This window comes from Rhizobium sp. A22-96 (assembly GCF_053521805.1).
Genome location: NZ_JBNWDQ010000010.1, coordinates 67,649 through 92,469, shown reverse-complemented (window position 1 = coordinate 92,469; position 24,821 = coordinate 67,649). Strand labels below are relative to the sequence as shown.

Annotated in this window: 26 protein-coding genes; 20 read left to right on the top strand and 6 right to left on the bottom strand. The window is 58.8% G+C overall.

What is annotated here, in order from left to right; all coding sequences use genetic code 11:
- The first annotated feature begins 212 nt into the window (after positions 1-212).
- The 10 genes from ACQZ6F_RS32155 (at position 213) to ACQZ6F_RS32110 (ending at position 10,874) form a co-directional block, all read left to right on the top strand.
- Positions 213-428: a ribbon-helix-helix domain-containing protein gene (locus tag ACQZ6F_RS32155; RefSeq protein ID WP_449096176.1), complete on the top strand. Its 216-nt coding sequence runs from the start codon at positions 213-215 to the stop codon at positions 426-428.
- Positions 422-787 carry a PIN domain-containing protein gene (locus ACQZ6F_RS32150; protein WP_449096177.1) on the top strand — a complete coding sequence of 122 codons (366 nt, stop codon included), beginning with the start codon at positions 422-424 and terminating at the stop codon, positions 785-787. Before ACQZ6F_RS32155 ends, ACQZ6F_RS32150 begins: the two co-directional genes overlap by 7 nt.
- A 366-nt stretch (positions 788-1,153) precedes the next feature.
- Complete coding sequence (locus tag ACQZ6F_RS32145; protein ID WP_449096178.1) at positions 1,154-2,311, top strand: efflux RND transporter periplasmic adaptor subunit; 1,158 nt, start codon at positions 1,154-1,156, stop codon at positions 2,309-2,311.
- On the top strand, positions 2,308-5,454 hold the full coding sequence (locus tag ACQZ6F_RS32140) for an efflux RND transporter permease subunit (RefSeq protein WP_449096179.1): 3,147 nt from the start codon (positions 2,308-2,310) through the stop codon (positions 5,452-5,454). Before ACQZ6F_RS32145 ends, ACQZ6F_RS32140 begins: the two co-directional genes overlap by 4 nt.
- A 522-nt stretch (positions 5,455-5,976) precedes the next feature.
- On the top strand, positions 5,977-6,786 hold the full coding sequence (locus tag ACQZ6F_RS32135) for an alpha/beta hydrolase family esterase (RefSeq protein ID WP_449096180.1): 810 nt from the start codon (positions 5,977-5,979) through the stop codon (positions 6,784-6,786).
- Between the two features lie 133 nt (positions 6,787-6,919).
- A complete protein-coding gene (locus ACQZ6F_RS32130) occupies positions 6,920-7,474 on the top strand; it encodes a hypothetical protein (RefSeq protein WP_449096181.1) in 555 nt (184 codons plus the stop codon).
- A 103-nt stretch (positions 7,475-7,577) separates the two neighbouring features.
- A complete protein-coding gene (locus ACQZ6F_RS32125) occupies positions 7,578-8,042 on the top strand; it encodes a YHS domain-containing (seleno)protein (protein WP_449096182.1) in 465 nt (154 codons plus the stop codon).
- 82 nt (positions 8,043-8,124) lie between these two features.
- Positions 8,125-8,358, top strand: a complete 234-nt coding sequence (locus tag ACQZ6F_RS32120) for a hypothetical protein (RefSeq protein ID WP_449096183.1) — start codon at positions 8,125-8,127, stop codon at positions 8,356-8,358.
- A gap of 41 nt (positions 8,359-8,399) precedes the next feature.
- A complete protein-coding gene (gene dsbD / locus ACQZ6F_RS32115; RefSeq protein ID WP_449096184.1) occupies positions 8,400-10,229 on the top strand; it encodes a protein-disulfide reductase DsbD in 1,830 nt (609 codons plus the stop codon).
- A 33-nt stretch (positions 10,230-10,262) separates the two neighbouring features.
- Complete coding sequence (locus ACQZ6F_RS32110) at positions 10,263-10,874, top strand: DsbA family protein (RefSeq protein ID WP_077472383.1); 612 nt, start codon at positions 10,263-10,265, stop codon at positions 10,872-10,874.
- Between the two features lie 42 nt (positions 10,875-10,916).
- On the opposite strand, the gene ACQZ6F_RS32105 is transcribed toward ACQZ6F_RS32110, so the two are convergent.
- From ACQZ6F_RS32105 to ACQZ6F_RS32085, 5 genes are all read right to left on the bottom strand, one after another.
- On the bottom strand, positions 10,917-12,131 hold the full coding sequence (locus tag ACQZ6F_RS32105; protein WP_449096185.1) for a CaiB/BaiF CoA transferase family protein: 1,215 nt from the start codon (positions 12,129-12,131) through the stop codon (positions 10,917-10,919).
- 4 nt (positions 12,132-12,135) lie between these two features.
- Complete coding sequence (locus tag ACQZ6F_RS32100) at positions 12,136-13,293, bottom strand: OpgC family protein (RefSeq protein WP_449096186.1); 1,158 nt, start codon at positions 13,291-13,293, stop codon at positions 12,136-12,138.
- Positions 13,265-14,893 carry a thiamine pyrophosphate-binding protein gene (locus ACQZ6F_RS32095; RefSeq protein WP_449096187.1) on the bottom strand — a complete coding sequence of 543 codons (1,629 nt, stop codon included), beginning with the start codon at positions 14,891-14,893 and terminating at the stop codon, positions 13,265-13,267. The genes ACQZ6F_RS32100 and ACQZ6F_RS32095 overlap by 29 nt, the downstream gene beginning before the upstream one ends.
- Before the next feature lie 94 nt (positions 14,894-14,987).
- The gene (locus ACQZ6F_RS32090) at positions 14,988-15,470 is read right to left on the bottom strand and encodes a hypothetical protein (RefSeq protein ID WP_449096188.1); all 483 of its coding nucleotides are present in this window, start codon (positions 15,468-15,470) and stop codon (positions 14,988-14,990) included.
- 29 nt (positions 15,471-15,499) lie between these two features.
- Positions 15,500-16,828 (bottom strand): tetratricopeptide repeat protein, encoded by a 1,329-nt coding sequence (locus ACQZ6F_RS32085; protein WP_449096189.1) that lies wholly within the window; start codon positions 16,826-16,828, stop codon positions 15,500-15,502.
- A 246-nt stretch (positions 16,829-17,074) separates the two neighbouring features.
- On the opposite strand from ACQZ6F_RS32085, the gene ACQZ6F_RS32080 reads away from it, so the two are divergent.
- The 10 genes from ACQZ6F_RS32080 (at position 17,075) to ACQZ6F_RS32035 (ending at position 23,942) form a co-directional block, all read left to right on the top strand.
- Entirely contained in the window at positions 17,075-17,788 is a 714-nt protein-coding gene (locus ACQZ6F_RS32080) for an SDR family NAD(P)-dependent oxidoreductase (RefSeq protein WP_234906291.1), read from the top strand.
- A gap of 7 nt (positions 17,789-17,795) precedes the next feature.
- The gene (locus ACQZ6F_RS32075; protein WP_449096190.1) at positions 17,796-18,011 is read left to right on the top strand and encodes a hypothetical protein; all 216 of its coding nucleotides are present in this window, start codon (positions 17,796-17,798) and stop codon (positions 18,009-18,011) included.
- A 1-nt stretch (position 18,012) separates the two neighbouring features.
- Positions 18,013-18,174, top strand: coding sequence for a hypothetical protein (locus tag ACQZ6F_RS32070; protein WP_169055417.1), 162 nt, complete (start codon positions 18,013-18,015; stop codon positions 18,172-18,174).
- Positions 18,171-19,268, top strand: a complete 1,098-nt coding sequence (locus ACQZ6F_RS32065) for a Rieske 2Fe-2S domain-containing protein (protein WP_449096191.1) — start codon at positions 18,171-18,173, stop codon at positions 19,266-19,268. The genes ACQZ6F_RS32070 and ACQZ6F_RS32065 overlap by 4 nt, the downstream gene beginning before the upstream one ends.
- Complete coding sequence (locus ACQZ6F_RS32060; RefSeq protein WP_449096192.1) at positions 19,265-20,038, top strand: hypothetical protein; 774 nt, start codon at positions 19,265-19,267, stop codon at positions 20,036-20,038. The genes ACQZ6F_RS32065 and ACQZ6F_RS32060 overlap by 4 nt, the downstream gene beginning before the upstream one ends.
- On the top strand, positions 20,035-20,244 hold the full coding sequence (locus ACQZ6F_RS32055) for a hypothetical protein (RefSeq protein WP_449096193.1): 210 nt from the start codon (positions 20,035-20,037) through the stop codon (positions 20,242-20,244). The genes ACQZ6F_RS32060 and ACQZ6F_RS32055 overlap by 4 nt, the downstream gene beginning before the upstream one ends.
- A gap of 225 nt (positions 20,245-20,469) precedes the next feature.
- Complete coding sequence (locus tag ACQZ6F_RS32050; protein WP_449096194.1) at positions 20,470-21,840, top strand: tetratricopeptide repeat protein; 1,371 nt, start codon at positions 20,470-20,472, stop codon at positions 21,838-21,840.
- Positions 21,841-21,852: 12 nt separating this feature from the next.
- Positions 21,853-22,635 carry a haloacid dehalogenase type II gene (locus tag ACQZ6F_RS32045; protein WP_449096195.1) on the top strand — a complete coding sequence of 261 codons (783 nt, stop codon included), beginning with the start codon at positions 21,853-21,855 and terminating at the stop codon, positions 22,633-22,635.
- A 3-nt stretch (positions 22,636-22,638) separates the two neighbouring features.
- Positions 22,639-23,052, top strand: a complete 414-nt coding sequence (locus ACQZ6F_RS32040) for a CopD family protein (RefSeq protein ID WP_449096231.1) — start codon at positions 22,639-22,641, stop codon at positions 23,050-23,052.
- Positions 23,053-23,237: 185 nt separating this feature from the next.
- Complete coding sequence (locus tag ACQZ6F_RS32035; protein WP_449096196.1) at positions 23,238-23,942, top strand: glutathione S-transferase family protein; 705 nt, start codon at positions 23,238-23,240, stop codon at positions 23,940-23,942.
- Between the two features lie 61 nt (positions 23,943-24,003).
- Here ACQZ6F_RS32035 and ACQZ6F_RS32030 read toward each other — a convergent pair whose 3' ends face one another.
- The gene (locus ACQZ6F_RS32030) at positions 24,004-24,702 is read right to left on the bottom strand and encodes a DUF1223 domain-containing protein (RefSeq protein ID WP_449096197.1); all 699 of its coding nucleotides are present in this window, start codon (positions 24,700-24,702) and stop codon (positions 24,004-24,006) included.
- Between the last annotated feature and the right edge of the window lie 119 nt (positions 24,703-24,821).

Below are 24,821 nucleotides of genomic sequence, written 5' to 3'. Positions count from 1 at the left end.
GCTATTTTGAATCGACATTAAGATGTCAATCATCGTCATCGGTTGGATTCCTTTCAAGACCAAGCCATTTGTTCATCGGGCGAAAGCTGGTGGTTTAACGAAGTGGGGGATGCGAAGTTCAGATTCCCATTGAGATAGAGAACCGCCATGGGCGTGGAAAACGATCACAGTGTTTGATATATAATGCCGATATCCGATATCGGAGATTTTCCATGAGAACCTTGGTGGACATCGGTGACGCAGAGGTCAAGGCGCTGGATCGGTTGGCGCAACGAGAAAAAGTCTCGAGAGCAGCGCTAATCCGCAAGGCAATTGATGATTTTCTAGCTCGCAACAGCAGCGCTAGCGAAGTAGAGGCGTTTGGGCTCTGGGGTGAGCGAAAGGTCGATGGTTTGGCGTATCAGGAGGATATTCGTAACGAATGGTAAAAGCCCTTTTCGATACAAACATCTTGATAGACCATCTCAATGCCGTACCGCAGGCCCGACAAGAGCTGACGCGGTATCAGGAAAAGGTGATTAGCAATATCACTTGGATGGAGGCTCTCGTCGGCGCCAAGCCCGCGGTGGCAATCGAAACACGCTCTTTTCTGGCAGGATTTACGGTCATTGCTGTCGATGATCACATAGCCGAATCTGCAGTATCTCTGCGGCAGCTACATCGTATCAAACTTCCCGACGCGATCCTCTGGGCAACAGCCAATGTTCACTCGATGTTATTGGCTACTCGAAACACGAAGGATTTTCCGAAGGAAATGCCCGACATTCGGGTACTCTACGAAATCTGAGCGCCCCGTTAGTTCTATGGCAGGGCGTTATCTGATCCATAGCGCGGCTGCTGGTTCCAATCCCTTCACAAGCGCCAACGGTCGCCTTGCAGGTGAAAAGGCGTCAGCCTCAAGCGCCTCGTTCGACGAAAAATGCGCGTAGAACTCATCCTGCGTCATTAGCTATACCGACACGATCAATTCCACGTTTACGGGAAAGCGAGTTTGCCGCTTTCAGAGCCATCGACTCAATACGCCCATTGGCTTGAAGACTGTGTTGCCACTGATATCTGAAACGACACTCAGCTTTACTGAAATATTTTCACCAAAGCATTGAACTAACGTCACGCCACTGCGTTCCTGCGCCGCATCACTTGGAGTCATCTCATGACGTTAGGATCAACGCGGCGCCAATTTAAGCAACGGTTACCGGTTCTGGTGACATTTTCGTTCCTGTCGATTGTCGGTCATGGTGTTGCGGCCACAGATCAGGAAACAGCAGCAATACCCGTCACAGCGGTCAAAGCAACGAGCGCGACGATCCATCGCGTTATCAACGGAATTGGCACTGTAGCGCCACTGCAATCGGTCACCGCCCGCCCGCGTATCGATGGTCAAGTCATCGAGATACCCTTCACCGAAGGGCAGATCATCGAGAAGGGCAGCGTCCTGTTGAGGCTCGACGATCGTGAGCTCCTGTCAAATCTAGCGTCTGCCAGGGCGAAGAAGGCACAGGACGAAGCGCAACTGCAAAGCGCCAAGGCGGATGCCGAACGATATGCCACACTCGCGGAGAAAGGCGTCGCTTCGACATCAGTGCTGGAACAGAAGAACGCTTCCAGCCAACAATATGCCGCAGCCGTCCAATATGACGATGCGATGATCCAGAATGCGGAAACACAACTCGGCTTTGCGACCGTTGTGGCCCCATTCACCGGCCAGACCGGCTTTAAGCAAGTCGATGTCGGCAGTGTCGTTAGCGCGAACTCGACGAACGGTATCGTAACCATCACCCAGATGGACCCGATAGGTGTTTCCTTCGTCGCTCCGGGTGACAGGTTCGGCGAAATCCGCGACGCCTTGCAAAGCGGGATCGCCGAAGTGGAGCTATCAACGACTGACGGAACACGCAATTTGACTGCGGGCAGGTTGACCATCATGGATAATGCCGTCGATGCATCGAATGGCTCCATCCATCTGCGGGCCACCTTTGATAATAAGAATGGCATTCTCTGGCCTGGCTTGCCGGTCGCAACGCGACTGACCGTTGAGATCCGCAAGGGTGTCGTGGTGCCGGACAAGGCGCTCGCCCGTGGGCGTGACGGTCTTTATGCCTACGTCGTCCAGGCTGATGGAAAAGTAGTCAAGCGGAATGTCAAAACAGCCTTCGTGACCGATGCGATGGCACTGGTGAGCGATGGCATTAATGATGGCGACGAGGTCGTCATGGACGGACAATCGCGGATCGGCGACGGGATGAAAGTCTCGGTCACACCCTGGAGCGGCGCCCCGACGGGCGAGCTTTCCGGAGAGGTTTCCCAATGAAGACTGCTCCCGAACATGATCGCGAGCAGTCGGACAAATCAAGTTTCTTTGACTTTTTTATCGATCATCCTGTCGCAACAGGTCTGATCATGCTCGGCATCTTCCTTGTCGGTGCGATCTGCTATCCATTCCTGCCGGTATCGGCACTGCCGCAAATCGACTTTCCGACAGTCCAGATCGCTGCGAGCTTGCCCGGCGCATCCCCGGATACCATGGCATCAAGCGTCGCTCAGCCGATTGAGGAGGCCTTGTCGCGGGTCAGCGGCGTCACCGAGATGACCTCTACCAGCTCGCTGGGAACGGCATCAATAACTGTCCAGTTTGATTTGGATGAGGATATCCAGACCGCGGCGAGCGATGTGCAAACCGCGATCAGCGAAGCATCCGGCCAGTTGCCGAAGGACATGCCGTCTTTGCCAACCGTGAGGAAAGTCAATCCGGCCGATACTCCTGTCATGCAGCTATCGGCAACCTCGGATAGCCTGACCCTGCCGCAGCTCGATGAATATATCGAGCGCAACGTGGCGACCAAGATCGGTCAGGTATCCGGTGTGGCCTACGTCAATATCGGCGGAAAGCAAAAGCCCGCAATCCGGGTAGCAGTCGATCCCGGGCGGTTGGCCCAGGCCGACGTCACGCTCGAAGACGTACGATCGGCAATCGGCAATCTCAGCTTGAGCGCACCCAAGGGCAATATCGACGATCCGACGCGAACCTTTCCGATCTATACCAATGACCAGATCACAACCAGTGCCGAGTGGAACGACGCCGTCATCGCCTACCGCAATGGTGGACCGGTTCGCATTCGCGACATCGGTCAGGCGGTCGACGGCGCGGAAGATGCGAAAATGGCGCACTGGACGAATGGAGAGCGCGGTATCGCGCTCGATGTCTTCCGCCAGCCCGGCGCCAATGTCATCGCGGTTGTCGATGCCGTGAAGTCGCAGCTGCCAGCATTGCAGGCGTCCTTGCCGCGGTCGATCAAGCTCGAACTCGTGACTGATCGCACGACGACAATCAGAGCTTCTGTCGATGATGTGCAGTTCACGCTGGTGCTGACCATCGGCCTTGTGGTTTTGGTGATCTTCCTGTTTCTGCGCAGCATTCGCGCGACCATCATCCCGGTACTGACGCTGCCGATTGCCTTGGTCGGTTCACTTGCTCCCATGTGGGTGCTCGGCTTCAGCCTCGACAATTTGTCGCTCATGGCTCTCGTCGTTGCGGTCGGCTTTGTCGTCGACGATGCGATTGTCATGCTGGAAAACATCAGCCGTCATATCGAAGAAGGAATGCAACCCAGCGAAGCGGCGAGAAAAGGCGCCGGCGAGATCGGCTTTACCATCATCTCCATCAGCCTTTCCCTGATTGCAGTTCTGATCCCAATCCTCCTGATGGGCGGTATCGTCGGGCGGCTCTTTCGCGAGTTCGCTGTCACCTTGACGATCGCGATTGCGATCTCGGCGTTCGTGTCGCTGACACTGACGCCGATGTTGGCCTCGCATTTCATACGCGCCACGCCCGCACAAGAACGCGGCCGCTTCTATCGGGCCGGGGAAGCGTTTTTCGACTGGCTTCTATCTCTCTATGGTCGCAGCCTCATCCCCGTCATTCGCCATCGCTATCTAACGCTTTTGGTTTTCCTGGGTACCGTCGCGCTGACCGGTTATTTATTTGCGATCACACCAAAGGGGTTCTTTCCGGAACAGGACACCGGCTTTATTGCGGGATTGTCCCAGGCGTCGCCAGATATCTCCTTCACCGAAATGGCAAAGCTGCAGGAGCGCGTCAGCGCCATCATCCTTCGGGATCCTGCGGTCTATAGTGTCTTCATGGATATCGGCGGCGGCAATGGTGGCAACGCCCTCAATCAGGGGCATGTCAATATCACGCTGAAACCGCTCTCGCAGCGTAATGTCAGCGCTCAGCAGGTCATCCAGCGGCTAAGCGACGCCTTGAACACACAACAGGGTATCAAGCTGTTCATGCAGTCGGCGCAGGATATCAACATCGGAGCGCGGCCGGCTAAAACGCAGTATCAATATACGCTCCAGGATGGCGATATCGCCGAACTTGCCAGCTGGTCCTCGAAAATCACAAACCGGCTACAGGCTCTCCCCGAACTGCGCGATGTCGGCAGCGATCAGCAAGCCGAGGCGCCCAGCCTCTCTATCCGGATCGACCGTGCCGCTGCCACACTATATGGGGTCTTGCCTGCTGCGATCGATGAAACGCTTTATGATGCATTCGGCCAGCGCCAGGTTGCTTCCTATTCGACACAGGCTGATACATTCCATGTCATTCTGGAAGTGCTGCCAAACCTGCAGCGTGATATCGCAACGCTTGACCGCCTTTCGGTGAGGGCAAGCAATGGAACACTGGTACCGCTTTCCGTCGTCGCCAAGTGGTCAACCAATGGCGTCTCGCCTGTTTCGATCTCGCATCAAGGTCAATCGCCGGCGGTCACCATCTCCTTCAATCTTGCGACGTCCATCGCGCTTGGCCAGGCAACGGGCGCGATCGAGAATGCCGTGGCCGCCTTGCATCCTCCCGCTTCGCTGCAGGCCAGCTTCTCGGGCAGCGCCAAGGCCTTTCAGGATTCGCTGGCGACGGTGCCACTGCTGATCCTTGCATCGCTTGTTGTGGTCTACATTATCCTCGGCGTCCTCTACGAAAGCCTCATTCACCCGTTGACAATCCTGTCAACACTGCCGTCCGCAGCACTTGGTGCACTTCTGGCGCTACAATTTGCGGGCCTTGATTTCGGGCTTGTCGCGATGATCGGTGTCATCCTGCTCATCGGCATCGTCAAGAAGAACGGGATCATGCTCGTCGACTTCGCGGTTCAGGCGGAGAAAGAGGAGGGGTTGAGCAGCGAAGCTGCGATCATCAGGGCAGCGCACATGCGTTTTCGTCCAATCCTGATGACCACGATGGCCGCCCTTCTGGGAGGGTTGCCGCTGGCGATCGGCCACGGCTCGGGCTCAGAGCTGCGCCAGCCGCTCGGCTACGCCATCGTTGGCGGCCTTTTGGTGAGCCAGTTGCTGACCTTATATACGACGCCGGTCATTTATCTTCTTCTCGACAAGTTGCGTCGACCAGGTACAGGCTCGCTGAAACCGCATACAGTTGCGGGCACTTCATAATATTTGCCGAAGCAATTCGCCAAGCCGACCATCATAAGCGCCGTCGTATCGGAACGAAAAAGCAGTCTATCTGGTCGGCAGGACAAGGGGTGCTGGCAAGGTCGCGGTCACACCGCGACTGTTAAGGAGTGGCATGTTGGCTGGTTAAGGACCTCCAGTTCTTCTACATCCACTGGGAGCCGCTCCTGTGCCGTGATCCAGCAAGCATCCGGTAGATGCTGGCCTCATGGTTGCTGTGCCTCCGTCGCAATCGTATTGAAATAAAATGTTGGCCAGGCATCGCATCCCGGCCAGGAGTTGGAAGGTTATGCAACACCGAGATCGCCAATTCGATTCCGCTCAAGGCCAGAGACTTGAGCGTGCGCCGATTTGCCCCAATCACCTAAAGTAAGCGCCGACCGAAATCTTGCGATTCATTGATCTGCGGAAGAACCACTCGCGTTGAATTGATCTTTCGTGAAATTGCCTAGGATCCGCGAAAGCTCTACGCAGGCTTGTCGTTCAATTTCCGAGAACCTGCCTATGCGATACGATCTTCTTGCAGTTTTCTTGTTCGTAGTCGCCTTGCCCTCGATTGCGTCGTCCGCCGTTTCCTGCGGTGGCAGCGTCATCTGTTCCGTCAAGGACGGAAACTATCGGATTGAACTACCCAAGGATGGCGATATTCGTGGCGTTTATGTTTATTTTCACGGATTTAAGGGCTCGGCCGCGTTGCAGATGCAGCAGCGGCCTTTGGTGGAGACGACACTCGCACATCACCTCGCCTATGTCGCGGTCGATGGCATCGATGGAAGCTGGTCGTTTCCCCACAGCGCCCGCCCCGGGCGTGACGAAAAAGCCTTCATCGCGGACGTGTTTGATGATCTCAGGAGCCGCTATGGCTTTACGCCGGAGAAGACCGTCATCGGTGGCTTCTCGATCGGTGCCTCGATGGCTTGGTACACAGCATGCCAGCAGGGGGAGAAGGACGCCGCGATGGTGACCTTCTCCGGCGTTTTCTGGAATCCGCTTCCGAAAGCCGAAGATTGTATCGCGAACTTGCCCCCGATCGTCCATTTTCACGGAACCGCCGATCAAACCTTTCCGCTGGCCGGACGGGCGATCGGCAAAGAATTTCACCAAGGCAACGCCTTCGACAGCATGGCTTTGATGCGCGAGCGCGCCAAGTGTGATGTGGAGAACGCCAAGTCGGTGACGCTGGATGGTATTCGTTGCGAAGACGTCCCCCGCTGCATTCGCGGCGATAGCATCATGTGTATTCATAACGGTGGTCACGAGGCGCGTGCCGACATGCTGGATGCCGGTTTGACGGCTGTTGGCTTTTCCAAGTGACCCATCGGCGCGGATTATCCGAATGCATTCTGTAACAACTGGCCGCCCGCTCGCGAATTGGTCTGTAGCAGTGCCTTGCCATCGGCTCGATCGAGCCAGGCACGGCGCTCAACCCTTACAGAGGAAGATCGTCATGCTGCAGACCGTCGTATGTCCGAATATTGGCCACTCCATCATTCATCACTTTGACGAGGGCGCCGCCGTATGGGGCCAGGCAATCACACCGAGTATCGCTCATCTGGTTCAGGTTCATCACGAAGTTGCGATCGACTATACCAGAGTGCGCCCCGGCATCGTTTTCGAAGTCAACAGGGGCGTCGCCATGCTGCCCCATGTGACCGGCCCCTCGACCTTCCGGCTTCACGCGGAAGCCGCAGCGTTTCGTCATGCGGTCGGGCGGCCGTCGACAGCCGTCGATGTCGTGGTTCATTGCGAGGTGAGCGCCGGTTGCGCGCTCAAGCTCTGGGGGCGTGTCACGGCTGAAGATCCAGCCCAGAAATGGGGAACGCCGGGTCGAGCCGATCGCGATACTACAGCAACCATACCGGTGATTTTTGCTGTGACCTTTTGGGAAATTTCCAGGGCCGTCGATACGCGACTCGACCAGCTGATGCGTGAAGCCGCCGAGAAGGATCGCAGGATCGGGGAGCTGGAATCCAAGGTCGCGCTGGCGATGTGCGCACAGTAGTCGGTTGGAGGAGCATGCACGAAGTCGTGAACGCTAGGAGATGTAACGTCCCTCCGGCCGCCCACGTAAAGAGGGCGTTCATCTCAACTGCAGAGGAAAGACCATGAACCTATCCATCCGGCGTTTTCTGCCTCTTGCCGGGGCTGCCGCGCTTGCACTGTCTGCGGCCTCCGTCACTTTCGCCACTGAAATTTATGCAACCAACGGCGTCGCGATCAATGGCTACGATGCCGTCGCCTATTTCACCGACCACAAGCCGGTCAAGGGATCCGACAAGTTCGCAACCACTTACAAAGGCGCAACCTTCTACTTCGCTTCGGCGGCACATCGCGACGCATTTGCGAGCAATCCGGGGCGTTACGCACCGCAGTATGGTGGCTATTGCGCCTTCGGCACCGCCGAAGGACACAAGGCTCCGACCGAGCCACAGGCCTTCACCATTGTCGACGACAAGCTCTACCTGAACTATAACGATGATGTCGCAAAGACTTGGCGTACGGATATTGGTGGCTACATCAAGAAGGCGAATGCGAATTGGGAGACGGTGAAGGCGCAGCCTTCGCCGTGACAGGCATTTTTCGCCAAGCACTACCTGCCCGCGATCTGCGGGCGGGCGCAATATCAGCTAGTATCGTTTAAGGCGGCAAGCCATGATTCCCGCACCATATTCGGCCCATCCCTATCCCGGTCGTCTTCGCGATTGTCAGCGATCGGTCGTGATCGACCTCAATGCGCTGATTGATCAAGCGGCGGCCGTTGGCTGGGATCGTCGCGAGGTGATCGTGGCGCTTGTCGATCTCCTCGATGCGGAGGCAACCGATGCCGATGGGCTGCTTCGCACGATGGCCCGTTACATGGGGCAGCCGACACTCAGCGTTGCATGACGTAGCCTCGGCCGTCATCTCACATCTACCATAGGAATGGCATGCGCTTCTTCTCCACTATTTTGCTTTTCATTTTCGTTGCCGGCCAGGCGGTTGCGACAGAGACGCCGCTCGCCATGAATGATGCGTTCCGGTTTTCCGTGGAGCGAGCCGCATCCGGATCGATCCGTCTGCGCTGGCAGATGCCGCCCGGATATTATCTCTATCGGGAACATCTCGCGGCCAATGCCGCAGACGGCGCTCCGGTTCAGTTATCGACGGCACCGGGCGTTGAAAAGGACGATCCCAATTTCGGAAAGTCGGAAGTCTATTTCGGCAGCGCCGACGCCGAACTCGGTCCCGTGACCTCTCCGGTGACGGTGACCTATCGAGGGTGTCAGGAGCATGGTCTGTGCTATCCTCCCGCTCGGCGCATCATTGATCCGAAAACACTTGCGGTCTCGGAAGCACCGGCCTTTTCCCTGCCGACAGGCGGACAATCGGCGTGGTCGAAGGCTGCTGAAACCGACACCAAGCCGGCGGCGGTGTCCGCGAACCCAGCTCCGTCGGCCGCCGTGCCGGTAGGTGGTGGCGATGTCGTCGATGGCTTCCTGTCGCGTGGGGGCATACCGCTTCTGCTTGCGGCTTTTGTCGGCTTTGGCATCCTCCTGGCATTCACCCCATGCGTTTTTCCGCTCTATCCGATCCTGGCCGCTGCGCTTGCGCGCCAGGGAGAGGCATTGGATGCGCGGCGCGGTTTCATTCTGTCGCTCAGCTATGCCGTAGCGCTCGCGTCGGCCTTTGCGATTTTTGGGGCCGCTGCCGCCTGGACAGGGGAAAACCTGCAGATCGCCCTGCAATCGCCGCTGACGGTTGCTGTTGTGGCGCTGATATTTGCACTGCTGGCGCTTTCGATGTTCGGCCTGTTTGAATTGCAGCTGCCTTCGGCCTGGGTGACACGCCTGGGCGGGGTCGGCAAAGGCCGTGGAGGCTCGATCGGTTCGGCCGCTGCACTTGGGTTTTCTTCCGCCTTCATCATCGGCCCCTGCGTGACGGCTCCGCTTGCCGGAGCGCTGCTCTATGTCGCTCGCACGGGGAACGTCGTTCTTGGAGCCGCGCTCTTGTTTGCGCTCGGTCTTGGCAAGGGCATACCGCTTGTCATTTTCGGTACGGTGGGTGGGCAGGCACTGCCACGCGCCGGAGCATGGATGACGTCGGTCAAGCATGTGTTCGGCTTCGTGTTCTTCGGCTTTGCGATCTGGATGGCAGAGCCTGTGCTTCCGGATTGGCTGCCGCTTGGCCTCTGGGCCGCTTGGGCCATGGCCGTGGCGGTTTTCCTTGGAGCCTTTGACGTTACCAAAGGCCGTGCGACGCCGCTCCGCATGGGCCTGCAGTCGCTGGGGCTGCTTGCCGCCGTCTATGCTGTGATACTGATCGTCGGCCTTGCCGCCGGTGCTGTCGATCCCTTGCGTCCGCTCGCCGGCTTCGGCGCCAGTCAAACTATTGCGCGCGCCGATCCCGAGAAGCAAATGACCCTGCTTGCCTCAACGTCGGAACTTGGCCGTCAGCTCGATAATGCCGGGTCCAGCGGCAAGGCGAGCCTCGTCTATTTTACCGCCGATTGGTGTGTGAGCTGCCGTTCGATCGATCGCAATGTCTTTTCAAGACCGGAGGTTGCCGGCGCGCTGGCACCGCTCAAGACGTTCAAGGTCGATCTGACCAATATTGGCCCTGACCAGCGCGAATTGATGCGCGAACTGAATGTCGTCGGACCACCGACGATGATTTTCTTCCACCCGGACCGTCAGGAGGCCGTCGACGGGCGGCTCATCGGCGAATTCGGTGCGGATGATGTTTTGAAAGCGGCTGCTGCCGCGAGCACCGGCACATGAGCCGGCGTGAAATTCAAGGATAGGAAAACCGACATGTTCAATCGCAGATATTTTCTCATGGCAGCAACGGGTGGCGCTGTTGCGGCCGTTCTGGCCTCCCGGCCGGGCTTTGCCCAGCAACTGACGCAGAATGAGGTTTTTCACGATCCCGATGCCCCGGTTCTCGGCAATCCCAAGGGCGACGTGACCGTCGTCGAATTTTTCGACTACCAGTGCCCCTACTGCAAGAAGACCCATCCGGACGTCAAATCCGTCGTCGCCGAAGATGGCAATGTGCGCCTGATCATGAAGGATTGGCCGGTGTTCGGCGACGCCTCGGTCTTTGCCGCACAAGCGGTTCTCGGCGCAAACGAGATCGGCTCCTACGAAAAGGCGATGGAGGCGCTGATGGCGACACCCGCCTCTCTCAGCGAAGACGACGTCAAAAAAACTCTGACATCCGCAGGCCTCGATGTTTCCAAGATCGCCGATGCGGTACGACAGAACGACAAGAAGATCTCCGATCTTCTGACCCGCAATTACAATCAGGCGCTTGCTCTCAACTTCCGTGGCACTCCCTCATTTGTCGTAGGCAGGGCTATCGCGTCCGGCGTGCTTAGCAAGGATCAGCTCCGCGACGCCATCAAACAGGCTCGCGCGGCCTGACGGAACGATGCGCGATAGGACCGAAGAGTATCTTTCCGGTTTCTAGGATCCTGCCTTCGTCTCGATGTCGTGCAGCAACCGCAGGACATCGTCTCGGTCCTGATCAACATGCGGCGGCGCCCGGTCAAAACGTACCGGTGTCGCCGACATCTTCAGAGGGTTTCCGAGAAGCCGCAAGGCCTGTCCGTCCTCCGTCTGCATGTTGACAACCATCTCCCGCGCCAGCGTCTGCGGGTTGGAAACGACCTGGTCGATCGTCGCGACGCGGCCGGCCGGAATTTCGGCGGCGATCAGGCGCCGTTCCCAGTTTTCGGCCGTATCCGCCTTCATTGCCTCGGTCACAAGCCGATCCAATGTGTCGATGTTCAGCACCCTGTCGCGGTTGCGGACGAAGCGTTCGTCGTCGATGAGTTCCGGCGTTTCGATAACCCCGCAAAAGCGTGCGAATTGCTGATCGTTTCCAACCGCGATCGCGATCTCTCCGTCCGCCGTGGCAAACGTCTGGTAAGGGGCGATGTTCGGATGTCGGTTGCCTATTCGCCCGGGCACCTTGCCGGACACGAGGTGATTGGTGGCGGCATTGATGAGCCATGCCACCTGGGCGTCGTAAAGCGCCAGATCGATATATTGACCTTCACCGCTGCGATCGCGATGGCGAAGGGCGGCGAGGATGCCGACGGTTGCATACATGCCGCACATGACATCGGCGATGCCAAGGCCCACCTTGACCGGCCGTCCGCCATTGGCGTCGTAGTCTCCGGTGATGCTCATGATGCCGCCCATGGCCTGGATCAGGAAGTCGTAGCCGGTGCGATCGGCATAGGGACCGGTTTGCCCGAAGCCTGAAATCGCGCACCAGACGATGTCAGGCTTGACCTTCCTGATGTCGTCATAGCCGAGGCCGCGGCGGGCAAGGTCGCCGGGCTTGTAGTTTTCGATGACGACGTCGGAAATGGTCGCCAGCCTCTTGACGAGCGCGACGCCGTCGTCGCTTGCAAGATCGATCGAGATCGACTGCTTGTTGCGATTGGCCGAAAGAAAATAGGCGCTGAGATCGCTGTCGCTTCCATCGGCATTCTTCACGAAAGGCGGTCCCCAGCCGCGCGTGTCGTCCCCGGCGCCGGGACGCTCGACCTTGATGACCTGTGCGCCCAGATCGGCAAGAAGCTGCGCCGCCGTGGGTCCGGCAAGGATGCGCGAGAGGTCGAGGATACGCAGGCCTTCGAGGCTCGCCGGCTTTTGGTATTCGGATGTCATTGTCTTACGATTTCCATGGAGACGTTTTGAACCAACGCACCAGGTAAGCGGTGCCGATAAGGGTTGCGAAGCCGAACAGATTGCCGGCCACTTCTACCGATGTCGTGCGACCGGCATGGTCGAGCGCGATCCCGATCGGCTGGGCGATCACCATGCCGGTTATGAAGACGGCGAGAGATTGCTGGCCAACGACGGTCAGGACGCGAACGACCGGGCCGCGCAGCCGCGCCCCTTTCTCACCGACCAAATGGACGGCGATGTAGCAGAGCGCCATGAAGTGAACGAAACGCAGTAGGCCGAAATCTGTCTTGTCGGTCAGTGGAGTGATGCGATCTGCAGCCATTTGAAAAAACGGATGAACCTCCTGGAACCGGACCCAGGCGAAGGGTACGGTGACAATCACGACCGCAATGGCCAAGGCCATCAGACGACGATCGTAGCCCGGTGCTGGTAGCGCCCCACGCATCAGGAAAAAGCCGGTAAAAAACAGAAGTTGCCAGCCGAATGGATCGAAGAACCAGGGGCGATCCGACCATGGTTCTGCGGGTAGCCGCGTGAAGCCAAACTGCGTCGCGAGCCACACAGCGATCATCAACACGAATGGCAGGTAACGATTAACTTTTGAAGCAAAGATCATCAGCGGCATCAACGCCAGGATGACGATATACATCGGAAGGATATCGAAATAGTTCGGCACGTAGGTTAGTGTCAGCAAGCCAACGAGCAGATGACCCGGATCCTTCATGAAGGGAACGAGGTTCAGACTGTCGACATAGGTCACGCCGTCATAACGTGTTCCCGCAACCACCATGATCGCGGCAACTACGATGAAGACGGCGATATGCGCCCAGAAGATCTGCCAGATACGCTGCGCGACACGTGCTATCAGGGCAATGGCGCCACTGCGGTCATATGTCGAGCCGAAGGCTATGGCCGAGGCCATGCCCGATTGAAACACGAACATCTCGGTGGCGTCCGAAAAGCCGAAGCGGGCAGGGATCCAGAGCGCCCAACCGTCGTCGGGGATGTGCGCCAGCAGAATGATGAGCATGCCCACGCCGCGAAAAAAATCGAGGCGCGGATCGCGGGGGCGCTTCGTCTTTTGAGCGGCCGGCAATATCGCCGGCTCTCCATCAGAAAGCGTTGTCGTAGGCGCTTGCATCGAACCTGCAGGCGATGAGACTGAAACCCGGACGTGCTCTGGCGCTCTCAAGCTCGTTGCGAAAGTCATTGATGGTCTCCACATTGGCGCCGTAGCCGCCAAAGCCGCGGGCGATGGCGGCAAAATCGGTTTCACCGAGGGTGACCCCGGCCGAAGCCAGGCCGGCGGACGCCTGCTTCAAAGCTATCAGGGCCAGGCTGCGGTCCTGGAATAGAACGATGGTCAACGGCAGGCCGAGATCGCGAACGGTCGCAAGTTCGCCGATGCCCATCTCGAGGCCGCCGTCACCCATGACCGCAAAGACCCGTCGCGAGGGATCGGCCACCTTCGCGCCGATCGCCAATGGCAGGGCGGCATTCATGGTGCAGAATCCTGCCGATTGCAGCAGGGTGGATGGTTTTGTTGCGCGCCATTTCTGCGAGAGAAGGATGCGGTGGGCACCGCTGTCGACCGTGACCAGGCCGTCGACCCCTGCCGCTTCGTTCAGATGATCGATAATGGCATGAGGCCCCCATGCGTCCTTGCTCGAAAAGATGCCTTCGAGCTTGGCCTTGGCCTCAGCCGGCTCGCCACCGCTCCAGCTCCTCTGTTCGACAAGCAGGCCGTCGAGCGCCTGCAACATGCTTCGCGGTTCGGCGGAAAACCATGTGCCGGCATGGTACATGGCGTGATCGGGAGCGGTCCTGAAGATATCCACCAGTTTCGCCTGGTCGGCAACGAAGTCGAGCCAGCCGAGACGCATCTCGATCGGATCATAACCGATCATCAGCACCAGATCCGCCTTATGAGCCAAGGGCAGCAGGATACGGTCGGCCATCGGCGAAAGGCCGGCGCCGCCAAGCGAAAGAGGATGGTCTTCGGGGATGATGCCCTTGGCCTTGTAGGTGGTGATGACGGGCGCACCGATCGTCTCGGCAAGACGTTGCAGGGCCGGGCCGGCATCGTTGCGAGCCGCTTCGAGGCCGGCGATGATCAAAGGCCGCTCAGCTGCGCGGATGCGCTCTGAAAGATGGCGGGCACCTGCGTCCGCGAGAGAGGCATCGGCCGTGAAAACTGTCGGAGGCGCCGGGATCGTCGTCGTCGGGCTCGATGTTGCCGCCACTGCCGGCGACAGATCGAGATGCACAGGCCCCATCGGCTCTCTCATTGCAATCGCCAGTGCTCGCACCACGGTGGAGGCAGCGCTTTCCGGCTCGATTTCGAACGATGCCTTGACGAGTGGCCGCAGCAACTGGGCATGATCGATCACCTGATGGGTGTAGCGGCCGCGCGTCGCCCGGTCGACAACGCCGGAAACGACGATGAGAGGAATGCGCTCTTGCGCGGCGTCGGCGATGCCGTTGACCGCGTTCGCAAGTCCGGGACCGACGGTCGTCACCAGCAGTTCGGGATTCCCGCTGATCGTGCTCGCACCCGCTGCCATGATGGCGGCCGATGTCTCGTGGCGAGCAAGATGGAAGGCGATGCCTGCCGCCTGCAGCGCGTCGATGAGCGTCACAACTTCGCCGCCCGGAACCCCAAAGGCGTTCCGAACCTGATATCCATGCAGCGTTCTCGCGACGATATCCGCGACACGGTTAAGGGCTTGAGGTTCGGACATTGAAAAGGGACCTGATGATACGAGTTGTTGTGGAGGCAAGCGACCTGCCCGGCGGGCGGTGAGGGGAACCGGGCAGGCCTTCTTCACGGCACTTTCAGCGTTCCATTGAGCGGACAACGAACGCGACGACGGTGCCGAAGAAGATGTGGCCGATGAGCGAAGCCCAGGTCAGGGTGATGAAGCCGAGGAAGGCCGGCAGGCCGGCAATCAGATGCGCCATCACGTAAAGAGCAAACACCCACAGCCCGGTTCCAAAGCCGATACCGGTCAACAACAGAGGCAGCTTCGGGAAGATCAACCGCTGGAGCGGTCGGGCGATGAAGAGATAGCCGATCGGATAGAAGATGATGCCGACGATGGCATGAATGGCTTCGGCAAGCAGCAGGTTGTTGAAGCCGAAGACCGACTGGATGAGCGCCGCCGGCTGCAGTGGCCCGCCGACCCAAAGCGGTGTAATCAAGCGCGCCCAGATTTCCCAGGTAATGTCGGCCGCAAGGCCGGACAAGACGATCGTGCGTGCAAGCGAGGGCTGAATTTCGGGGAAGACGCTGGTCTTGTGCATTTCCATCATGGACATGGTGATTTTCCTTGTTTGACGGGTTGATCTCAGGCCGACAGTCGCATGCCGACCGAACGTTCGATGGATTTGAAGAGCTGGTCGTCAGCCTTCAGCTGCTGTCGAATCTGGCCGATGCGTGTCACGGCCGCATTGTCGCCACCGGCTCCCACGGCCTTGGCCAAAGCGAGGACGAAGAAATCGCGCTGGGCATTGCTGCCGCCGATCTTCGGGAGATTGGCAACCATGCGATCGATCATGCGTTGATCGGCGGGTGCGTCGAGGCCTGCAAGCACACGCGCCATCGGCACACCGATCTCCGCTGCGATCCGGGCCTGCTCGTCCATGCCCAATGCCTTGGCGTCGATCTCGGCGACAAGTTCGGCCACGCCCGCCCGATCGCCAACCGCAACCATGGCCGCCAGATTGTGGAGGGCGGCGAAAATCAGGGTGGTGTCGTTTCTCCTTCGGTAGGCGATCTCTGCAACATCCATCCAGCGATTGCCGACATGGACACCCGATTGCTCGAGGCGCCATAGCAGAGAAACCGCATTGGCCATGTCGCGGAAGTCATCGGTCTGCTGCGGACGAACCTCGTCGTCATAGAGCTCAAGCACCCGCTCGTGATTGCCGCGCTCAAGATGCAGCAGGCCGAGGTGCCAGGCCATGTGGAACGAGAAATTGTTGCAGCGCGACCATGCCCTGCGGCTGCCCTCGAGCCAGTCGATCCCCTCCTTTGTATCACCCCGCATTTCGAAGACATGCGAAACGGCATGAAGGCCCCAGGAATCGTCGGGCTGGAGCGCGACGGCGCGCTGGCCAGCCTCCAGCGCTTCGGCATAGCGGCCATGTTCCTCCAGAGCAAAGGCATGACAACCGAGAATGAAGCCTGCGGAGTTTGCTTCAGTATCGATGCGACCCACGGCACGGGTGCTTGCTACCAGCATTCCGGCAGCATCGCCGGTCATGAATCGGAGTGCCTGTGCCAGCTTGAAGGGCAGAAACGTTGCCGGGCGATCCGTGAAGCCGTCATCCAGCAATTCGGCTGCCGTCGAGAAAAGGCCGTTGGCAGCGGCTTCCAGCGCAATCACAAGAATCCGTTCATCGGATGTGCCGCCACTCTTTCTGATCAAGGCTGTTTGCGCGTCTTGGAGCGTGGCGCTGGCAACCACGGTTAGCTCGGATCGCGCCAGTATGAGGTTTGCAAAGCCTTTTAAGGCATGTGCCGCGACATGATCCGGATCAGCCGCAAGCGTTGCCTGCAATGCCGCAGCGGTATTCGGCCTGTGCGCCGCAATTCCGAATACGGCATTCTCAAATGCTCGGTGTGCCTCCGTGCTGTCTGTGCTGGTGACGAGGTCGTATGCATCGCGTTTCATGAATCTGCTCCTTGAGGAGGGATCGCCATCCAGATTTTCGAAATCCGAAGCGTGGCTCCAACAAAGGCCTTTACGGTTGCATGCCTGGGTTCGTTACATCGGCGGGCGATTTTTTCCTGAGGCAGCAAAATCTGCCATGCTCTTCGGTCGGCCACCGGAAATGTTTTCAACGCATGTAACGAAATGCCCCGTGGAAGCGTATCGAGTATGATGATCGTTCTGGTCCGCTGCTCAGAGGGGATTGCTATGCAAGAGACTGCAGGGAATGAACTCGTTGTGATGGTGACAGGTGCCTCCGGCAATCTTGGCAACGCCGTTGTCAGGGAGTTGCTGGCAACCAGCGCGAAGATCGTCTCGGTCGAGCGAAATCTCGTTGCCCAGACAAGTCCGCCAGCCGGGGAGGGTACAAGTTTTCTGGAGCTCGGCGGGATAGATCTGACAGACCTATCCTCTTGTCAGGAGGCCGTTCGACGGGCACTCGATGCGTTCGGTCGAATAGACGCACTCGTCAATACGGTCGGTGGTTTTCAGACCGGTCCCGTGGGAGAGACGGGGCTCGATCAATGGGACCATATGTTCCAGATGAATGCCCGTACTGCCTATGTCATCAGCGCAGCGGTACTGAAGCCGATGCAGGAGGTGGGCTACGGTCGCATCGTGCACATCGCCGCTGCGCCGGGATTGAAGGCAGGAGCCAACCAGGCGGCCTATGCCGCGTCGAAAGGAGCTGTGATCCGGTTGACGGAAGCGATCGCTGCCGAAAACCGCGACAAGCGCATCACCGCCAACTGCATTCTTCCCGGGACGATCGACACGCCACAAAACCGCGCGGCGATGCCCAATGCGAAGACGGACGGCTGGGTCCAGCCGGCCGATATTGCCAAGCTGATAGGCTTTCTCATCTCACCGGCCGCAGGCATCGTCACCGGTGCTGCCATACCGGCGACCGGACGCGTGTGAGGCTGACATGTTCGATCCGTCGGGTCCAGTCGCCGCAGCGCTGATGTCATGGGCCGGCATTGGTGTCGCTGTTGCAATCGCGTTCCTGCTCTTCGGTTTCGACAAGGTCGATCCCGGCGCCCATGACGCCTATGCCGTGAGGCCTCTGCTGGTCCCCGGCCTTGTTCTCCTGTGGCCGCTCGTTATCTGGCGGTGGCTGCGCTTGACGAAGGAAGGAGCATAGCATGCGGCGCCAACATCGTCGCGCTCATGCGGTGATCTGGACCGGCCTGGCGATTGCCCTGCCGCTGCTGCTTGGCGTCGTCTTCGCCAGCGCTCCGAAGCTGCCGGCCGATGCGCCGGCGGTTCGCCTGGATGGCGCGGCCTCACAAGGAGCGCAGCCGTGAGCGTATCCTACAAGCCGGTCATCTGGAACCGAACGAAGATGATCTACGACGGTGTCCTATTGACCGGCGTTGCCGTCTACATATTGCTTTTCCTTAAAGCCGGACCAATGCTTTCGTCTGCGCTGCGCGATGTCGATCTGCCAACGCAGCGCATGCGCGCCTTCGGCTCGCTGGCATTACTGATGCTGACCATCGTGCTTGCGATAGGTCCGCTATCTCGCATCGATACGCGTTTTCTCCCCTTGCTCTATAACAGACGCCACTTCGGCGTGATGACCGCCATTATCGCGATGACGCATGCCTATTACGTGCTCGGATGGTATTTTTCCTTCAGTCCGACGCCGCCGTTGACGGCACTTTTGACCAGCAATACCAGCTTCACCAGTGTCGTCGGCTTCCCCTTTGAACTTTTCGGCGTCTTCGCATTGATTATCCTGGCCGTTCTTGCCGTAACCAGCCACGACTTCTGGCTCTCTTTTCTGACGCCTCCTTTGTGGAAGGCGATCCATATGAGCGTCTATTTCGCCTATGCCGCCATCATTATGCATGTGGCGCTTGGAGCATTGCTTGATCGTCGCGATCTTGCCCTCGGCTTCTTGGCACTCGGTGGCCTGGTGATGCTCTGCACCCTGCATCTGATTGCCGGGCGCCGTGAAACATCAATCGACGACGCTGCTTGCGCAGAGGCCGCTGAAGAGCCCTGGATCGTTGTCGGCGATCTCTCCGAGATTGCCGAGGGCAGGGCAATTATCGGCGCTGCTCCAGGAGGGGAGCGCATTGCGATATTTCGTTCCAAGGGTGGTCTATCGGCTGTGTCGAACGTCTGCTCGCACCAAAACGGACCGGTTGGCGAGGGCAAGGTCGTGCTCGGCTTCATCACATGTCCATGGCACGGCTACCAGTATCGCCCCGAGGATGGCTGCTCGCCGCCGCCGTTCCGAGAGCGCATCCGCAAATATCGCGTGCAATTGAAGGGATCGACCGTGCTTGTCGATCCTGAACCCCTGCCGCTTGGCACGAAACTCGAACCGTTTCCCATCCCCGGAGAATTGCTTGCAGCTTCTGCAACGCCTGCAAAGCAAGGAGGCGCATGATGCTGAAACCCGCCGAACGCGGCTTTTTTGTCGGCTATTTCAAAAAGGTGCCGGCTGACGTCAAGGCATTGATGATCGGTTTCGTCGTCTTCTTCATCGCCGGAATGGCATCAGCTTCCGTGTTCCTGTCTCTCAGCACCGAAAGCCCTGGGGCTGGAAGCTATGCGGATGAACTACACGGCGAACATCTCATCGGCAGGATGGAGGTGGCGCCATATCCGATCCTGCGAGTGCCGGGAAACGGGGGGCAGCCCGCCCGTGCCATCATGCTCGGAGGCTCCGGAAAATTCGGTGTCGACGACCGCGCTCTGCCACTTTCCGGCAAGGCAGTTGAGGTCGGCGGCATCTTCGTCAAGCGCGGGGATCTGGAGATGCTGTTGGTCGGCGGTGGGGACGACTTGAAGACCGCGAGAGTGCAGCGTTCGGTGCTGCCAGCCGTCTCGTCACCACAAGATCTCGGGCGATGGCGGCTTACGGGTGAGATTTGCGACGGGAAATGCAGCGGCGGGGCCATGAAGCCGGGAAAAGGACTTGCACACAAGGCCTGCGCCAATCTCTGCATTTCGGGCGGCGTCCCGCCTGTTTTCGTTTCGACTGCACCCGTCGACGGGCATATCTTCTTCCTGTTGGCGGCAAAGGACGGCGGACCCATGCCGAAGGGGTTGCTCGACAAGACAAGCGTGCCGGTGGTCCTTGAAGGAACGATCGAGCGGCGCGACGATCTTTTGATCTTCAAGGTCGAGCGCTTTGCCGATGGAGCTCGCGCATGACCGGCCACGCGCGCGACCCTTGGCGCCATTTGCTTGGTCTTTCGCTCGCTGCATTGGCTGCCGTCGCCATCGTCATCATCTGGGAATATGGCCTGGACTACCTTGATGGTACCCCGTTCGAAGAACTGCGCTATGTGATTTTTGCGGTTGTCGCTATCGGCTTGCTCTCGGGCCTCAACTCTCTGACGTCGCGGTTCGTGCGCTGAGGCCCGCCATCCCCGATTGGGATCGCCATACGATGGTTCGAGACGGGATTTGCCATGAATGCTAGCCCCCATGGCAAGTGTTTAGCGTCGATGAAAGGCTACAGTCCGCATCTCCATCTATCGGCTTGGGGCGGCGCCCATCTTTTTTGTCGAACCCTTGTAACAAAGCGATCAGCCCGAACGTAGCGGCAGAGAGAACTTAAACAGGCTAGCTGGGGGCATTCAATGAAGGCAGAGGGCGAAGTTCAGGCGCTCGTCGAGGCGCGCGAGTCGTTGAGTCTGGCCATGAAGTTTCACGCATCGGGCGAAATCGAACGCGCCGAGCATTATTATCTTGAAGTGCTGCAGCATCGATATCGCGTGCCGGATATTTTGCCGTTGCTGGCGGGTATTGCGACCTTGAGGGGAGATACGAACGCCGCGATCACCTATTGGAACGACATGCTTCGCATCGAGCCGGATCATCTGGTTGCCCTTCTTGGCAAGGGCGCGCTACTCCTCAAACAGGGGGAAACGAACGAGGCGATCAGATGTTTTGAATTCGCCGCCAAAGCGTCCCCCGACAATCCGCTTGTGTTGAACAATCTATCGGTCGCTCTCGCTCAAGCCGATCGCAATGGCGATGCTCTTGCCGGTTTTCGCCGTGTGGTATCCCTTCAACCGGACAGCGTCATGCCGCGACACCAGATGCGCCGCCTCACGTCGCGGATTGTTCCGTTCTGGCATATTCCGATGTTGAACGATGTTCGCCGCAACGATGCGTTCGAGGCAGCCATCAAGAGGGCCATCGCCGAGCATGGCCCATCGGTGCAAATACTCGATATCGGCGCCGGCAGCGGCTTGTTGTCGATGATGGCGGCACGCGCGGGCGCGACAAACGTGGTTGCGTGTGAGGTGGTGCCGGTAATCGCGGAAACGGCCGAACGCATCATTGAGCAGAACGGGCTTTCGAACCGCGTAAGCGTGGTCAACAAGGTATCGACGGATCTGGTTATCGGGCGCGACATGCAGGAGCGCGCGGGCATTCTCGTCTCCGAAATTCTGTCGAGTGATCTCTTGGCCGAGAGCGTCCTCGATACGTTTGAAGACGCCCATGCACGCCTGATAAGCGAAGGTGCGACAATCATCCCGCGGGCAGCGAGTGCCATTGGTTGCCTGGTTGAGAGCGATGTGCTTGGCAACTATGCGTTCGTGGGCGCGGTGTCCGGGTTCGACGTATCGGAATTTACGCGACTTGCCGCCAACCGCCTGCCGATTCACGGCACGATGACGGAATGGAGGCGGCTCTCGCCTGATATCGAACTTCAGACCATCGACCTCACATGTCCAAGACATGCCGAAGACATTCGTCTCATCGATGTTCCGGTCAGTGCGGATGGAACGGCGGTCGGGATCGTGCAGTGGATGAGGATCGATCTTGCAGAGGGTATCGAGTTTTCCAATCATCCCGACGACTATTCCGATGGTGGTTGGCTGCAGGTCTTGCATCCGTTTCCAGAGCCGATCAAGGTGACTGCGGGCATCCCGCTGAAAATTATAGCCGGCCACGACCGTAACAGCTTGATATTGATGCCGGCATCCTTGGCGGCACATTGAGAGGCTGGCGAAATGCAAGCATCCAGGAAGAGGACCATCGACGGTCGGGAAATCAAGGCAGTCGTTTTCGACGCCTACGGAACGCTCTACGATGTCCAGTCGGTCGAGGGGGCCGTCGAAGCCGTATTTCCCGGTCGCGGCAGCCTGATCACCGCCATTTGGCGGATGAAACAGCTGGAATATTCATGGCTGGTCACGCTTATGGAACGGTATGAGGATTTCTGGTCGATCACGCTCCGCTCGCTCGAGTATACCCTTCGCTCCCTTGACCTCAGCGCCGGCGGACAGCTTCTGGAGGACGTCGCCGCAAGTTATCTCGATCTGAAGCCATACGATGATGTACTGGAGTGCCTTGGACGGCTCGCCGCCTATCAGCGCGTCATCCTTTCGAATGGCAGCCCTGAGATGTTGTCGACGCTTGCCGCCAAATCCGGGCTCGATACGGCGCTCGACCATATCCTCAGCGTCGATGAGAAACGCGCCTTCAAACCAGCTCCGGCCGCCTATATGCGTGTTGAAGAAGAGCTTGGCGTCTCGCGCGGGCAAGTGGCTTTCGTATCGTCCAACGGATTTGATATTTGCGGCGCGAAGAGCTTTGGCTTCACCGTCATCCGGGTGGCGCGCACCATCGCAGACAGTCCTCGGGTACCGTTAGCTGGCACCGGTCTGGACGAGCGGTTCTTTTTCAGCCTGATGCGCGGCAAGGCCGAGACGTTGGATAACGCGGCGGATATCACGGTTCATTCGCTGGCCGAGATTCCCGATCTCCTCAACAGCCGCAAGGCCGATGGCTGATGTATCTCCTACGTCAAAGCACTGCATGTCTTTGCCGTCGTGACGCTGATTAGCGGCATGTTGGCGATGGCCTTTGCCTTGCGGATGGCTGCCACGGGGGCGAGCGGCAAGGAGATGGGCCGGTATGGAGAAGCGCTCCTGCGTTGGGATGGCTTCGTGACGACACCGGCACTCGCCACCGTCTGGATGGCGGGATTTGCCATGGCCTTTGGCGCCGGATGGGACAGTTCGCCTTGGCTCATGCTGAAGATGATCCCCGCCGTCTTTCTAACCGGATTGCACAGCCTCGAAGGATTGGCGCTGAAACGCCTGTTACGGGACGAAAGGCCAGTTCATCCACTCTTCGCTGCAGCGCCCGCGGCCATTCTTCTCGCGTTTGCGATGATTGCGTGGCTTGCTGTGACCAAACCTTTTTGAGCGTCGTCGCTTTGGTTTCCAACCTTAATTTGATCGGCGCTCGCTTATGTTTTAAAACGATCGGAATAAAACGGTGCTGATTGCCAACAAGAGGGCACTTCCAGCCATGAACGGCGATCATTGCCTGCCATCGCCGTTCGAGGCAAGCAAGGCGGCAGGCGCAAGCAAACCAAGGGAGACAATCGATGATCCGCTTCTATTTTCATCCGACGCCCAATCCTGCCAAGGTGGCGCTCTTCCTGGCGGAGACCGAGCTCCCTTACGAGTTGAAGCCCGTCGACACGAGCAAGGGCGAACAGCATTCGGACTGGTTTCGGGCCATCAATCCCAATGGCAAGGTGCCTGCCATCGTCGACACGGATGGTCCTGGAGGCAAGGAAGCCCGCGTCTTCGATTCGACCGCGATCCTGATCTATCTCGCCGAGAAGACCGGCAGGTTTCTCGGTTCGGCGGAGGATCGGCCCGAGCTTTTGTCCTGGCTTCTGTTCCTCGCCTCCGGTCTTGGTCCCTTCTCCGGCCAGGCGGTGCATTTTCAGCATGCCGCTCCTGCTGGACTCGACTACGCCGTCAATCGCTACCGTCGCGAGGCGGAGCGCCACTATCAGGTTCTCAACGATCATCTCGAAGGGCGGACGTTTATCGTCGGCGATAGCTATACCATTGCCGATATGTCGGCCTGGGGCTGGCTCGATCGGGCCTCGCGGGTGCTCAAAGGAAGCGACAATCCGCTCGCGTCTTTTCCGAATCTGCAGCGGTTTTTCGAGACGATTGATGCGCGGCCGGCTGTTGTCCGCGCGCGCGAAATGGGCAAGGACCATGCCTTCAAGCGCGTGAATGACGAGGAAACGAAGCGAGCGCTATTTCCGTCCAACTATCCGCCGGCGAGATAAGCGGAGCAACGCGCCGTTCGAGCGGCAATTCAATGTCGGGTTCTAAAGCGGAAGTGGCCCGTCAATCCGTAATGGCTGAGAGGATTGGCCCGCCATTTGGCCGCTGCAGCAGCACCGCCGTCTTCAAGCCGGCATCCGGCCCGGGCAGGGAGAAGCTGGCGCTATGCCCGTCCCACGTACCAAGTCGCTCGAGGCGATGAACCACATGGGTGTGCTGCAGCGTCGTGCCGCTGTTTTCACCCCGTGCGACCGGAACGGCCTCGATCCGGGGATCGTATCGCACCAGCCAGACATCGGCGCCTCCAGCTTCGGAGCCGGAGCCGATTTCGATGCGATCCCGATTGAGTGTGAGACTTGGGCCTCGCAGGCGAGGCGCTTCGTCGAGCAGGGACACGATCTCAGGCAGATTGTTTCCGACGGTCGTCGCTCTGCCGTTGATGACCATTTGCGGTGTATAGGGACCCGACTGTTTCAGAGAAGGCTCGTAGGTGACCTGGCGCTCGGTGAACTCGGGTCGTCCATACGTATCCCTCCAGCCGAGGTAATCCCAGTATGTCACAGAGAAGCTGAGCGCCAGAACATCCTTGCGGTTGCTGATCTTGATGAGGTTGGCATTGGCCGGCGGGCAGGACGAGCAGCCTTGGCTGGTGAACAGTTCCACGACCGTCGGCTGATGGTCAGCCGCCGCCGCAGGCGTTGCTGCGGCAGCGATAAGCAAAGACGACAGGACAGATCCGCCGATCCTGGCCGGATATTTCATGATAAGCCTCCCAATTCGGCACCGCGCCGGACCATCCAGGCGCATATCGAGAGTTCGCCGGTATGGCGGATGTTGTTACAGCTTCACGCCTTCGTGATCGGCGGAGGGGCTTCCTGCCC